Source organism: Lentibacter algarum (genome assembly GCF_018860975.1).
In the GTDB taxonomy this organism is placed as follows: domain Bacteria; phylum Pseudomonadota; class Alphaproteobacteria; order Rhodobacterales; family Rhodobacteraceae; genus Lentibacter; species Lentibacter algarum_A.
Map to the genome: position 1 here is coordinate 522,409 of NZ_JAHKQI010000005.1, position 13,885 is coordinate 536,293.

Sequence of the window (13,885 nt, forward strand, 5' to 3'; positions counted from 1 at the left end):
CCCGTTTTTCTACACCATCACAGAATACTAGCGCTAGGATGCCTCGGACGATACAGTCCTTGAGGCCAGCCAACAGCGCTCTCGAAGGGGGACTTCATGACAGCGACCACGCAGATTTCACGCGACGGTGACCCTGCGCTTATAGCGCGCATGTTCGGCTGGGGGATGCTTGGCTTCCTTGGAGCGTTCCTGATCAACAACATCGCCAACATCGGCTGGCAGGTTCCAAACCTCGCCGATGTTCTGGCTGGAAAAGCGGGTGCCGATATGTGGCAACCGATAGCGCTCTATGTCGTCTGCGTTGCACTGGCGCTTGCATATGTTGTCCGCACTCCAACACAGGCATTGCGCTGGGATGCGATGAAAATCCACCGCTTCAACACTTACCTTATCCGCGCCTGTTTCTGGATTGTGCTACTGATCGGCTTTGCTGATGCGCTCCTCGCGCTGGGCCGCGTTGAGAGCCTGTTTGACGGTGTAGTGAGCGACGAAATGGTGCGTAGCCTGACGCGCTCGCAGTTTGTCGGGCCGCGGGTGCATTTGCCGCTGGTTATCCTTGGAGCGTTGATAGCGTTCTGGGGCAAAGGCCCCGCTTTTCACTGGCTTGCTTTGCTGATCGTTAGTGCCGAGCTGGCGATCGTTTTGTCACGGTTTGTGTTCTCTTACGAGCAAGCCCTGATGGGTGACTTGGTGCGCTACTGGTATGCGGCCCTGTTCCTGTTTGCCAGCGCCTACACGCTGTTTGAAGACGGGCATGTGCGGGTTGATGTGTTCTACGCAGGTTTTGGACGCACCAAAAAAGGCTTCGTCAATGCTTGGGGGTCGATCTTCCTTGGCATGGCGACGATGTGGGTGATTATCTGGATCGGGTTGGGCGGCAAACAGTCGATCATCAACTCGCCAGTGATGAACATAGAGATCACCCAATCAGGCCCGACAGGCATGTATGTCAAATATCAGATGGCGGCCTTTCTCGGCGTTTTCGCTATCACCATGCTGATCCAGTTTGTCAGCTACTTCCTTGAATCGGTTGCAGACAAGCGGGACGAACCCGGCCAACGCACCGTCACACCAACCGGCCACTGAGGAGAGCGGACCCATGGAACTATTTTTTCTAGCCGTTCTTGTTGTGACGATGGCCACTGCGCTGGGGTCGGGCTTTCCGGTCGCTTTCGCGCTGCCCGGCTCTGCGGTTATCACCATCTTGCTCGCGGCTGTTTCGGGCTATCTCTTTGCAGGTGACACGACTGCCTTCTTCCACTCGGGAGGGCCGCAACAGTGGCTCTCGGCGGGGGTGACAAACCTGCGAGGGGTGTTCTGGGAAGTCGAGCGAGACACGCTCATTGCCATCCCGTTGTTCATTTTCATGGGTATCATGCTTCAGCGCTCGAAAATCGCGGAAGATTTGCTTGTCGCGATGGCGCAACTGTTTGGCCCCGTGCCCGGCGGCCTTGGTATTTCGGTTGTTTTTGTTGGCGCGCTTTTGGCTGCGACCACAGGCATCGTTGGCGCAACAGTGGTTGCTATGGGCCTGATCAGCCTACCCGCTATGCTGCGCAACAACTACTCGCCATCACTGGCGACAGGCACAATCGCTGCATCAGGCACTTTGGGTCAGATCATCCCGCCGTCAATTGTATTGATCATCCTTGCTGACCAACTTGCCAGCGCGACCGACCAAGCCAGCGGCGCGCGTAAAGCGCTGCATAAGGTGTCGACTGGCGAGCTTTCGATGCCGTCGTCGTTTGATGTGTCGTCTACGTCAGCGGGCGAGATGTTCCTTGGCGCGCTTGTGCCAGGTATTTTGCTTGTCTTGATCTACATGCTCTACATTTTGTGTTACGCATTTATTAAGCCCGAGTCCGCGCCTGCTGTGAAGGTAGAAGGCAAGTTTGACGGCGCGTTCTGGGCCAAGATCGCCCTCACGCTTATTCCGCCGCTGACACTGATCTTCCTCGTGCTCGGCTCGATCATCACCGGTGTTGCGACCGTCAACCAAGCCGGTGCGATTGGTGCCGCTGGTGCGATGATCATGGCGGGCTACAGGCTGCACGAAGGCAACAAACGCTACACCTATATTCCGGCGATCATGGCGCTGGTTGCTTTGGTGGCGCTCGGCTTTCTGCTCAACAACTTTGACATGAACGCCAAGCTGATTGACAGCGCTCAAGACGTGATTGGTATTCGCCTTGGTCTGTTGGCGACGGCTTTGCTTGTTGCGGCTGTTCTCTGGAGCGGTTGGCGGGTGTTCAAAACCCACGGCACACTTGATGGCGTGATGATGGAAACCGCCAAGACAACCTCGCTGGTTTTCATCATTCTGCTCGGCGCTGCGATGCTCACTTCGGCCTTCCGTGCCTTTGGCGGTGAGGAGCTTGTGCGCGAGTTTCTGGTCACGCTTCCGGGCGGCTTCTGGGCGCAGTTTGTTATCGTGATGCTGGTGATTTTCATTCTAGGTTTCTTCCTGGACTTCATCGAGATCGCCGTGGTTGTTGTGCCTATCGTCGCGCCGATTTTGCTGGCTGATCCGAGTGCAAATATCACCGCTGTTTGGTTGGGCGTGATGATCGGTTTGAACATACAAACCAGCTTCCTCACACCGCCTTTCGGCTTTGCTTTGTTCTACTTGCGCGGGGTTGCGCCTGCTGTGGTGAAAACCGTGCAAATGTATAAAGGTGTAATCGCGTTCATCACCTTGCAGATCATCGCATTGGCCGTGGTCGGGGCCTACCCGCCGCTGGTGAATTACCTGCCAAATCGCGTGTCTTTCCTGTCGGATAACGCGCCACCGCCGCGCAATCCGAAGCTGCAATACTGCATGGAAGAGTTTGTTGGTAATGAACTTGCAGGCGGATCAAACGGGCTTTCGGCGGCTATCGCCAAGGCTCAGGGGCTGGATATTTCGGTGCTGCCAAAATCGCTCGCAAGCGACCTTGGTAAAGGCTTTGAAGCAGGGTCGGCGGCGGTTGAAAACCTGACTGCTGCGCTGGCTGCCGAGGAGGCTGTAGGTGCCGCTGCCGGGGCGTATCGTCCGCAGCAGATAGCAGTGCGCCGCCTTGAGAAGCAGATCCGCAAGCTCGAGGATGAAGCTAAAGAGCTAGGCGTTCTGATTGGTCGCGCGAGGGGCGAGGAAAACGCCGCGCGCCGCGAGCGGCTTGAAGCCCGCCGCGAAGCTATGCTGGCCGAGGTTACGCATATTCAAGAGCAGATCCCTGAAAGCTGGGAAGCTGTGCACGAGGACTTTGCGAAGCTGACCACTGCCGAGCAAAAAGCGCGCACCTCTTACCGCCGCAATGCCGACACGGCTTGGGAAGCACCAAGCGAGGTTCTGGCAACGCTCAATGCCAACGAAGACTTTGCCGCACTTGAGGCTGAGTTGAGTGAAATGCGCAGCTATATCAGCACAGTAGCGGAAGGCGATGCGGCGGCAGAAGACACCGTCAAAGCGCTGGAAGCCAAGTTCAATGCTGTCGAAGGTGCGGGCGATGTGAAGTCTGCGCTGGGCAAGGCACGACGGGTTTTGACTGTCAAAAAGTTTGACCGCGAGAAGGCGTTGACCGAGTTTGACAAGGCCGCAGAAGCCTATGCCGAACAGAAGGTTTGGCGCGCAAATGCGGCTGGTCTCAAGCCCGAATTGAGCGCCTATCTGGACGGTATCAAAGGCACCCTTGGTATGCGATCGCAGCCGCGTTTGAACCGCACACAAGCGCTCTATATGGCGGGATGTAGTTCCAAGCATCGCGACATTTCGCTGAACTTCTAAGGCGCTCGTTAACCTTTGAGTCGCAGCCCCTTTGGGGCTGTGACTCGGGTGCATATTTCAGTGCATACCATAGTGCATAATGCGTATGCACAGTTTTGGGCGGCAGAAACTGCGGCCAAAAGTTAACGCGTCGCTCTATATCTCTGAAAAATCGCCGCCGCGGCCTTTGCCCGACGAAAAGCGCGCAGCGCCTTGGATGCCCTCGGATAATGCGGCCTTGCTGCCTGACCATTCGTCAGCCAGAGCTGCTCGGGCACTGCGTCCGTGTTGGGCCTTTGCGGCACGCATGTCGGCACGCATACAGCCCTGCGGAAAGCGGGAGATGTCATGCGCAAGCTGCTCGGCTTTGGCGCGGGCCTGCCCTTCAGGCACCACGTATTCGCAGAGACCGATTGCCAGACATTCAGCGGCGTCAACGCGGCGGCCAGTGAGGATGAGATCCATCGCGCGGCCCTCACCAACGAGGCGCGGCAGGCGGTGGGTTCCACCGTCGATTAACGGCACGCCCCAGCGACGGCAGAACACACCCATAAAGGCAGTCTCTTCCATCACGCGCATGTCGGCCCATGCCGCCAGTTCCATTCCGCCAGCAACCGCGGGGCCAGCGATTGCAGCGATCACCGGTTTGGTGAGTTCAAGCCGCGATGGCCCCATCGGGCCGGCAGAGTTGTCGCTGTGATCGTCGAGTGCGTCCATCGCCTCGGGGCCGGACATCGTCATTGCATACTTAAGATCAAACCCCGCGCAGAAGGCGCCGCCTTCGCCCCAGAAAACGGCGACGCGCGCGCTCTCGTCGGCGTCAAACGCGAGGAAGGCGGCGTGCAGTTCTGCCGCACTGGCTGGGTCCATTGCGTTGCGGGCTTCGGGGCGGGAATGAATGATTGTCCAAACAGTTTCTGACCCGTCAGGGCCGGACTTTTCGATGCGAATGCTCATAGGTTTCTCCCGGTTCTATCGGGAGAGCGTAACCTCATAGCGTTCATTGCTCCACCCCTCGTCAGAACAGCGCGCACGGATAAACACCGAAGTCACGCCGTCAGCCAGCATCACGTTGCGCAGGCTACGGGTGAAGGGTTGCTCGTCGACATGCGGGTGCATGAGCTCGCGATAGCCGATCTGGTTGCCCGCGGCATCGGTGATTTCCCAACCATCAGCATAGTGATCCCAGCCGGAGTCGGGGTGCTCAAGTGTCACGTCAAAGCGCCAGCCCATGTCACCATAGGTTGCTTCAACGGCATGAATAACAGGAGCTTCAGCAAGGGCTGTGTTTGCGAGCATCATGGCAAGGGGGAGGGCGAGTAGGTGTTTCATATCTTTGGCCTAGCAGAGCGATACAGTTCTTACACGACACATTTTTGTGTGAAACTGTGAGGTGTGTCGAATATGCACGGGTGCGAGTGCAGCAAGGAATCGGTTGAAGTTCGTGCATTTTGGTAATAATCTTTTACCAATTATGGAGAAGCGCCATGCAGATGCCGACACCCAACCCGGAAACATTGGCCAATAAGCAGGCGTTGCGAGAGCGGCTTGAAGCCGTGTTGGGCAAGCGCGGTGTGATCGCAGACGAGCGCGAGCTTAAGGCCTATGAGTGCGATGCTTTGACAGCCTACCGCTGTGCGCCACTGCTGGTGATATTGCCGGAAAGCACCGAACAGGTTTCGGCGGCTTTGAAGGTGTGTCACGAGATGCGCGTGCCTGTTGTGCCGCGCGGCGCGGGCACCTCGCTTGCGGGCGGCGCGATGCCTTCGGCTGATAGTGTTGTGCTGGGTGTCGCACGGATGAACGCTGTGCTTGAGAGCGATTATGCCGACCGGATTGTGAAGGTGCAGACAGGGCGCACGAACTTGTCGGTGACCGGTGCTGTCGAGGCTGATGGCTTCTTTTACGCACCTGACCCGTCGAGCCAGCTTGCCTGCGCGATTGCCGGCAACATCGCCATGAACTCGGGCGGGGCGCATTGCCTCAAATACGGCGTGACGACCAACAACCTGCTCGGCGTGACGCTTGTGCTGATGGACGGCGAAGTTGTCGAGCTTGGCGGCGCGCATATGGACGCGGGCGGCTTGGATTTGCTCGGCCTCATTTGCGGCAGCGAGGGGCAGCTTGGTGTCGTCACCGAGGCCACGTTGCGGATTGTTCCCAAGCCCGAGGGCGCAGGGCCGGTGCTGATCGGGTTTGACAGCAACGAGGTTGCTGGCGCGTGCGTGAGCGATATCATCAAGGCTGGTATCTTGCCCGTGGCGATCGAGTTTATGGACCGTGTGCTTATTGAGGTTTGCGAAGAGTTTGCCAAAGCGGGCTACCCCGACTGTGAAGCATTGCTGATTGTTGAAGTCGAAGGCAGTGACGCCGCGATTGAACATCAGCTCGGGTTGATCAAGGAGATCACCGAGCGCCACAACCCTGTGGCCTTTCGCGTGGCCGAAAGTGCCGATCAGGCTGCACGGATCTGGGCCGGACGCAAAGCGGCGTTCAGTGCCGTTGGGCGGATCAGCGACTATATGTGTCTTGATGGCACGATTCCTGTCAGCCAACTGCCCTACGTGCTCAAGCGGATTGGCGAGTTGAGCAAGCAATACGGGCTTGGTGTCGGCAATGTGTTTCATGCGGGCGACGGCAATATGCACCCGCTGATCATGTATGACGCCAACAAGCCCGGTGACCTGGAGACTTGCGAAGCTATGGGCGCTGACGTGCTCAAGCTTTGTGTTGAAGTCGGCGGCTGCCTGACGGGCGAGCACGGTGTCGGCATTGAAAAGCGTGATTTGATGAGTGATCAATTTGCGCCTGACGACCTAGATGTGCAGATGGCGATGAAGGATGTGTTTGACCCGATGTGGCTGCTCAACGCGGCGAAGGTGTTTCCGCTGGATGCGTCACAGTCGCGGCGGGAGGCAGAGTGATGTTTGCTCCTACAAGTGAGGCAGAACTGTCTGAAGTTGTTGCTGGTTTGAGCGCTGCTGTGCGGGTGCTCGGCGGGGGCACGCGCGGCTTTGTGCGCGGCGGTGATGACGTGTTGAGCGTGGCCAAACTGAGCGGTGTGAGCCTGTATGAGCCCGGCGCTTTGACGCTGGTTGCCGCAGCGGGCACGCCTTTGAGCGAGGTTGAAACGATGCTTGCAGGTGAGGGGCAGCGGTTGGCGTTCGAGCCGATGGACCACCGCGTGTTGCTTGGCACAGCGGGTGAGCCGACGCTTGGCGGCGCGGTGTCTGCGAACGTCAGCGGGCCGCGGCGTGTGGCGGTTGGTGCCTGTCGTGACTTTGCGCTTGGCGTGCGCTTTGTTGACGGCACGGGGCGTGTGCTGATGAACGGCGGGCGGGTGATGAAGAACGTCACCGGCTATGATTTGGTAAAGCTGCTGTCTGGCAGTTATGGCACGCTCGGTGTGCTGAGCGAGGTGAGCCTCAAGGTGCTGCCCGTGCCGGAAACAGAACTGACGTTGGTGCTTGACGGCCAAGACTGCTCACAGGCGGTTGCGGCGATGTCTGAGGCGCTTGGTTCGCCCTATGAAGTGACGGGGGCGGCCCATGTGAGCGGCAAAACATACCTGCGGCTTGAGGGCTTTGAAGCGGCTGTGCGAGAGCGGTTTGGAAAACTACGGAGCGCTTTGAAGGCACATGGTGAGGGCGGCGAGATCGGCGCTGAGGCGTCGGTAAAACTCTGGCGAGATATCCGTGATGTGCGGGGTTTGTCCGAGCACGGATTTGTGGCGAAAACCTCGCTTCGGCCAAGTGCACAGCCTGCGATGCTGGCGGCTTTGAACGAGGCGTTTGAGGTACAAGTGCAGCTTGACTGGGGCGGTGGTTTGGCCTGGGTCGGGGCCGACATGGACAACGCAAACGCGCAGGATTTGCTGATGTTTTTGCAGGACTACAGCGCAAAGTCCGGTGGGCACACGACGCTGATTAAGGGGCCGGATGTGGGGCCGGTTTTTCAGCCGGAAACGGCAGGGGTTGCACGGCTTAGTGATGCCGTGCGGCAGAAGTTTGACCCGCTCAAGCGCTTGAACCCGAACCTGATGAGTGCGTCGTCATGAGCTTTATGCAGGCGTATTTTATAGCCTTCATCGGTGGGCCGCTTTTGATGCTGCTGCTCACACAGCGAGCAACAACGCAAACGAGTTTGGTGCTGGGCGGTGCGATCATTGCGGCGCTTGTTGCGGCGGCGGTGTTTTCGCGCGGCGCAACGGGGCCCGAGTCAGTCGGGATGCTCTGGCTTGCGTGGGTCGGAACCGTGGCGCTTTGCGTGCGTGTCGGCATGCGCCGCTCTGACACAAAACGCACTGTAGCATTTATCAAGGCCCTTGGGGCGATGGCAACTGTCATCCCGTGGCTCGGGCTGGCGACGGCAGATTGGATGACAGGCTGATGCAAACAAACTTTACACCCGAACAGCTGACTGACGCAGGCACCAAACGTGCCAACGAGATACTGCGCAACTGTGTGCACTGCGGCTTTTGCACCGCGACTTGCCCGACTTACCAAGTGCTTGGTGATGAGCTCGACAGCCCGCGTGGGCGGATCTATATGATCAAGGATATGTTGGAGAACGAGCGTGTGCCCGACAAGCAAACCGTGCTGCACGTAGACCGTTGCCTAAGCTGCCTTGCCTGCATGACAACCTGCCCGAGCGGTGTGCATTACATGCACCTCGTCGACCACGCGCGCGCTTACATTGAAGACAACTACAAGCGCCCGATGGGCGACCGAGCGTTGCGCTGGATACTGGCGAAAATCCTGCCCTATCCGACGCGCTTCAGGCTGGCGTTACTCGGCGCAAAAATTGCCAAGCCGTTCAAGCGGTTGGTGCCGGATGCGCGCCTTCGGGCGATGCTTGAGATGGCACCAAAGCACATTCCACCCGTGAGCCGCAATGATGACCCGCAGAGTTTTGCTGCTGAAGGCACCCCGAAAATGCGTGTGGCATTGATGACGGGATGCGCCCAAAAGGCGCTCAACACCGATATCAACGATGCCACCATAAGGCTGCTCAGGCGCTTTGGTTGTGAGGTTGTTGTGGCCAAGGGCGCGGGCTGTTGCGGGGCGCTGACGCACCATATGGGCAAGGCCGGCGAGAGCCACGCGACGGCTGGCAAAAACATTGCAGCCTGGACAGCCGAGGCTGACGATAAAGGGCTTGATGCGATCGTGATCAACACCTCTGGTTGCGGCACGACGGTGAAGGACTACGGGCATATGTTTGCCCAGACTGACCAAGCTGAAGCGGCGGCAAATGTTGCAGGCATGGCGATGGATGTATCCGAGATTTTGAGCAAGCTTGAGCTGCCTGAGGGCGCGGCAAAGGGGCTGCGTGTGGCTTACCACTCGGCCTGCTCGCTCCAGCACGGGCAGAAAATAAAACACGCGCCTAAAGACTTGCTCAAGCGGGTTGGTTTCGAGGTTGTCGAGCCAGCGGATAGCCACCTGTGCTGCGGCTCGGCTGGCACCTACAACCTGATGCAACCGGAGCTGTCTGGCGAACTGAAAAAGCGCAAGGTTGAAACACTGGAAGCGCGCAAACCTGACGTGATCGCTGCGGGCAACATCGGCTGTATGATGCAGATCGGCGGCGGAACCGACGTGCCGATTGTTCACACCGTCGAACTGCTTGACTGGGCGACAGGCGGGCCGAAACCGCGTGCCCTTACGGAAGGCGAGGCCTGATTGCCTCAATTTTGCCGCAACTTTTCATTACACGGGCGCAACAACACTTTCCTTGAACCGGATTACTGAATGTTTCGCACCATTTTGATTGCTGCTTTTAGCCTCGTTATTGCGGCGCCAATAAGTGCTGACACCTCGCGGCTCAAGCGGCTCGACACGGGTGACGACAGCCGCGGTTGGGAGGCTGTTGGCAAGCTGAACATCGACGGCAAAGGCTTTTGCACAGGCGCGCTTGTTGCGCCGAACCTTGTGCTGACTGCGGCGCATTGCTTGTTTGATACGAACACCGGCAGGCGGATTGACCACTCGAAAGTCGAGTTCCTTGCAGGGCTTCGCAACGGTCGCGCCTCGGCTTACCGCATGGTGCGGCGCGCTGTGGTTCACCCTGATTATGACTTTAGCAGTAAGGTTTCGGCTGAACGCGTGCGCAACGATGTGGCGCTGCTTGAACTGCATCACCCTATTCGCAACACCACCATTGAGCCGTTCGAGACAGACGTGCGCCCCAGAAAAGGCGATGAGATCGGCGTGGTGTCATACGCTCACGACCGCTCGGATGCGCCAAGCTTGCAGGAAGTTTGTGACGTTCTGGCACGCCAACAGGGTGTGTTGGTGATGTCTTGTAACGTTGATTTTGGCTCATCAGGTGCGCCGATTTTCTCGTTTCGTGACGGTGCACCAAAGATCGTTTCGGTTGTTTCGGCCAAGGCCGAAGTTGAAGGGTTGCCGGTGTCACTGGGCACGCAGCTTGAGGCTCCGCTGGCTTTGCTCATAGCCGAGCTCGACGCAGGCAAGGGCGTGTTTCAGAGTGTCGCGCCACGCACAAACCGCATTGGTGCGAAAACAAAGCGCAACGATACCGGTGCTAAGTTTGTGACTTCGGGCAACAACTGAAACCTGCCATTTCGGCCCTTGAAACGGCCTGAACCTCTCCCCATTTGAACAGTATCAGAGCGCCGATGTCGGGCTCTGAGCTTCTTGGCTCGTCCCGTTCGGGAGGGCCGCTAACAGGTATTGCTCACTGGAGGATAACCCATGCGAAACTTTGATCTAACACCCCTTTACCGTGCCACTGTCGGCTTTGACCAGATCGCTGACATGATGGACCGCGCGCTTGCTCAGGATGTGAACGCGAACAGCTACCCACCTTATAATATTGAGAAAACCGCTGATGACGCCTACCGTATTTCGATTGCGGTTGCGGGCTTTTCTGATGCTGATTTGAGCGTTGATGTGAAGGAAAGCGCTTTGATCGTGACGGCACGCAAGGCCGAGGACGACAGCGAACGCAGCTATTTGCACCGCGGGATTGCGACCCGTGCGTTCGAGCGCCGCTTCCAGCTTGCTGACCACGTGCGGGTCACCGGTGCCGAGCATGCAGACGGTATGCTGCACATCGAGCTCATGCGGGAAGTTCCCGAGGCTTTGAAGCCACGTCGCATCGAGATCTCTTCAAGCGGTGCCAAGCAGGCCGACGTCGTGGATGCGAAAGCCGTAAACTGACGCAATCGGGTGCGTTTTTTTAACTAAGAAAATTGGCGCTGGCTGAGAGGCTGGCGCCTTTTTTGTGGCTCGGGTTTTGGCGCGCGGCTGCGGCGAAGTTCTCGGCAAGAGAAGGGCCTGACGGGGTATTGGTCATAGATATTGACTTAACTCGGTTTGAATTGCAAAGTTTGGGCTTGTGGAGGAGATAGGTCAATGAAGCTGACGGATATGTTTGCACAGCGTGCAGGGCGCATGAAGGCGTCGGAGATCAGAGAGTTGCTAAAGCTGTTGGACCGGCCGGGGGTCATTTCGTTTGCGGGCGGAATACCTGACCCCGAGTTGTTTCCAGCCGAGGCGTTTCGGGAGGCCAGCGCCCGGGCACTGGGCGAGGGGCAATATGAGAAGAACCTTCAGTATTCGGCCTCGGAGGGCCATGCGGGACTGCGAGAGTGGATCGCCGAGCATATGCGCGGGTTGGCTGTGCCGGCGACAGCGGACGACATTTTGATCACTTCGGGCTCGCAACAGGCGCTGGATTACCTCGGGAAGCTGATGCTTGATGCGGGCGATGGGGCGCTTGTTGGCTGGCCGACATATCTCGGGGCTTTGGGGGCATTTAATGCTTACGAGCCCGAGTTCCAACGGTTGGATGTGCTGCGAAACACTGCTCCGGAACAAACCGGCGCGACGAAATTTGCCTATGTGACGCCTGATTTTGCCAACCCGACAGGGGTGACGATGACTCGCGCCGAGCGGCTGGCTTTGTTGGAGCAGGCCGAGGCTTTGGGTGCTGCAGTGATCGAAGATGCGGCGTATCAGGCCCTGCGCTATGCGGGTGAGGATGTTGCGCCAATTCTGGCCTTGGAAGCTGCTCGGAACGGCGGGCTTGAGGGCTGCCGGACCATTTATTGCGGCTCGTTTTCCAAGACGCTTTCGCCCGGTTTGCGCGTTGGTTGGGTTTGCGCTTCACGCGGCGTTATCGACAAGCTGGTGCTGCTCAAACAGGCCGGAGACTTGCACAGTGCCACGCTCAATCAGGCGCTTGTTGCGGATGTTGCCGAGCGGGAATTTGCGACGCATGTGCCCAAGTTGAGGGCGGCTTACGGCAAGCGGCTTGCTGCAATGTTGACGGCGCTTGAGCGGCATATGCCGGAGGGTGTGAGCTGGACCAAGCCTGAGGGCGGGATGTTTGTCTGGGTGACTTTGCCCGAGCGGGCGAATGGGGCGGCCCTCTTGGAGCGCGCCCTCGCCGAGCATAACATCGCTTTCGTTCCGGGGGCTGCATTTTTTGCTGATGGATCAGGGCAAAACACCATAAGGCTCAACTTTTCGATGCCGAGCGAGATCCAGATCGAAGAGGGTATCTCGCGGCTCGGCAAGCTGCTTGCCAGCCTCTAAACACCAATGCCCGCGTTGTTGCGACGCGGGCATTTGTTTGTTTGCGAATGTGTTCAGACTGACATGCAGATGTATTTCATCTCGAGGTAGTCTTCGATGCCGTGGTGGCTGCCTTCGCGGCCGAGGCCTGATTGTTTGACGCCGCCGAAGGGGGCCTGTTCTGTTGAGATGATACCGGTGTTGACGCCGACGATGCCATATTCGAGGGCTTCGGCGACTTTGTAGACTCGCGAAAGATCGTTGGCGTAGAAGTAGCTTGCGAGGCCAAAGATCGTGTCGTTGGCGAGTGCAATGACTTCGTCTTCATCCTCGAACTTGAACAGAGGCGCCATCGGGCCGAATGTTTCGTCGCTGGCGACAAGCATGTCCTGGGTGACGCCTGTGAGGATTGTCGGCTGAAAGTAAGTGCCGCCGAGGCTGTGCTCGGCTCCTCCCGCCGCGAGTGCTGCACCTTTTGAAAGAGCGTCATCGATATGCGCGCGCACTTTTGCCACGGCTTTTTCGTTGATCAGCGGGCCAAAGGCGATGCCGTCATCCAGTCCGTCACCGACTTTCATTTCGGCCAGCTTTGCGGCGAGCTTTTTGGCGAATGCGTCATAAACACCTGACTGCACATAGATGCGGTTGGCGCAGACGCAGGTTTGGCCGTTGTTGCGGAACTTGCACATGATCGCGCCTTCGACGGCATCGTCGAGGTTTGCATCATCAAAGACGATGAAGGGCGCGTTGCCGCCGAGTTCCATCGAGCATTTCATCACTTGGTCAGCGGCCTGGCGCAGCAGAATACGTCCGACTTGGGTGCTGCCTGTGAAGGTCAGTTTGCGCACGGCGGGGTTCTCGCAGAACTCCATGCCGGTTGACGACGCATCAGAGGTTGTAACCACATTGAACACGCCAGCAGGGATGCCGGCACGCTCGGCCAGAACGGCGAGCGCAAGGGCAGAGAGCGGCGTGAGCTCGGCGGGGCGGGCAACGAAAGCGCAGCCTGCGGCGAGGGCCGGAGCAGCCTTGCGGGTGATCATCGCGTTGGGGAAGTTCCAAGGCGTGATTGAAGCGGCAACGCCGATGGGCTGTTTGATCACGGTGATGCGTTTGTCACGCTGGTGACCGGGAATTGTCTCGCCGTAGATGCGCTTGGCTTCCTCGGCGAAGAACTCGATGAAAGATGCGCCGTAGCCAATTTCGCCCTTGGCTTCGGCAAGCGGTTTGCCCATTTCGGCGGTGAGGATCACGGCGAGATCATCGGCGTTTTCCATCATCAGATCAAACCAGCGGCGCAACACGGCGGCACGCTCTTTGCCCGTCCATTTGGCCCAGTCTTTCTGCGCCGTTTCAGCGGCTTTGATTGCGTCGCCCACTTGCGCGCGCGAGAGATCAGCCACGTTAGCGATCACGTCACCGCGGGCAGGGTTTGTAACCTCGAAAGTGCCGTCACCCTTTACCCATTGTCCGTTTACGTAGGCATCTTGCACCAGCAAGGCCGGGTCTTTGAGCAGGGAAGCGAGGTTTGTAACTGTGTCAAGCATGGCATGTCTCCGAGAATGGTTCTCGTAAGGGAAAGCATTTGCGGCTAGGA

Annotated in this window: 12 protein-coding genes; 9 read left to right on the forward strand and 3 right to left on the reverse strand. The window is 58.2% G+C overall.

Features of this window, described 5'->3' with window-relative positions; translation table 11 throughout:
• Positions 1 to 96: 96 nt before the first annotated feature.
• Both KO498_RS06775 and KO498_RS06780 read left to right on the forward strand, forming a co-directional pair.
• Positions 97 to 1,086: a TRAP transporter small permease subunit gene (locus KO498_RS06775; RefSeq protein WP_215959113.1), complete on the forward strand. Its 990-nt coding sequence runs from the start codon at positions 97 to 99 to the stop codon at positions 1,084 to 1,086.
• Positions 1,087 to 1,099: 13 nt separating this feature from the next.
• Positions 1,100 to 3,763 (forward strand): TRAP transporter large permease subunit, encoded by a 2,664-nt coding sequence (locus tag KO498_RS06780; protein ID WP_215959114.1) that lies wholly within the window; start codon positions 1,100 to 1,102, stop codon positions 3,761 to 3,763.
• A 135-nt stretch (positions 3,764 to 3,898) separates the two neighbouring features.
• Here KO498_RS06780 and KO498_RS06785 read toward each other — a convergent pair whose 3' ends face one another.
• Complete coding sequence (locus KO498_RS06785; protein ID WP_215959115.1) at positions 3,899 to 4,699, reverse strand: crotonase/enoyl-CoA hydratase family protein; 801 nt, start codon at positions 4,697 to 4,699, stop codon at positions 3,899 to 3,901.
• Positions 4,700 to 4,714: 15 nt separating this feature from the next.
• Positions 4,715 to 5,074, reverse strand: a complete 360-nt coding sequence (locus tag KO498_RS06790; RefSeq protein ID WP_215959116.1) for a hypothetical protein — start codon at positions 5,072 to 5,074, stop codon at positions 4,715 to 4,717.
• 155 nt (positions 5,075 to 5,229) lie between these two features.
• On the opposite strand from KO498_RS06790, the gene KO498_RS06795 reads away from it, so the two are divergent.
• The 7 genes from KO498_RS06795 (at position 5,230) to KO498_RS06825 (ending at position 12,309) form a co-directional block, all read left to right on the forward strand.
• A complete protein-coding gene (locus tag KO498_RS06795; protein WP_215959117.1) occupies positions 5,230 to 6,666 on the forward strand; it encodes an FAD-linked oxidase C-terminal domain-containing protein in 1,437 nt (478 codons plus the stop codon).
• On the forward strand, positions 6,666 to 7,799 hold the full coding sequence (locus tag KO498_RS06800; protein ID WP_215959118.1) for an FAD-binding protein: 1,134 nt from the start codon (positions 6,666 to 6,668) through the stop codon (positions 7,797 to 7,799). The genes KO498_RS06795 and KO498_RS06800 overlap by 1 nt, the downstream gene beginning before the upstream one ends.
• On the forward strand, positions 7,796 to 8,131 hold the full coding sequence (locus tag KO498_RS06805; protein ID WP_215959119.1) for a hypothetical protein: 336 nt from the start codon (positions 7,796 to 7,798) through the stop codon (positions 8,129 to 8,131). Before KO498_RS06800 ends, KO498_RS06805 begins: the two co-directional genes overlap by 4 nt.
• Positions 8,131 to 9,426 carry a glycolate oxidase subunit GlcF gene (gene glcF / locus KO498_RS06810; protein WP_215959120.1) on the forward strand — a complete coding sequence of 432 codons (1,296 nt, stop codon included), beginning with the start codon at positions 8,131 to 8,133 and terminating at the stop codon, positions 9,424 to 9,426. Before KO498_RS06805 ends, glcF begins: the two co-directional genes overlap by 1 nt.
• A 69-nt stretch (positions 9,427 to 9,495) precedes the next feature.
• Positions 9,496 to 10,320 carry a trypsin-like serine peptidase gene (locus KO498_RS06815; RefSeq protein ID WP_215959121.1) on the forward strand — a complete coding sequence of 275 codons (825 nt, stop codon included), beginning with the start codon at positions 9,496 to 9,498 and terminating at the stop codon, positions 10,318 to 10,320.
• A 141-nt stretch (positions 10,321 to 10,461) separates the two neighbouring features.
• Positions 10,462 to 10,929, forward strand: coding sequence for an Hsp20 family protein (locus tag KO498_RS06820; RefSeq protein WP_215959122.1), 468 nt, complete (start codon positions 10,462 to 10,464; stop codon positions 10,927 to 10,929).
• A 195-nt stretch (positions 10,930 to 11,124) separates the two neighbouring features.
• Positions 11,125 to 12,309 (forward strand): PLP-dependent aminotransferase family protein, encoded by a 1,185-nt coding sequence (locus KO498_RS06825; RefSeq protein ID WP_215959123.1) that lies wholly within the window; start codon positions 11,125 to 11,127, stop codon positions 12,307 to 12,309.
• A gap of 53 nt (positions 12,310 to 12,362) precedes the next feature.
• Here the strand turns inward: KO498_RS06825 and KO498_RS06830 are convergent, their stop codons facing one another.
• Positions 12,363 to 13,835 carry an NAD-dependent succinate-semialdehyde dehydrogenase gene (locus tag KO498_RS06830; RefSeq protein WP_215959124.1) on the reverse strand — a complete coding sequence of 491 codons (1,473 nt, stop codon included), beginning with the start codon at positions 13,833 to 13,835 and terminating at the stop codon, positions 12,363 to 12,365.
• Positions 13,836 to 13,885: the final 50 nt, after the last annotated feature.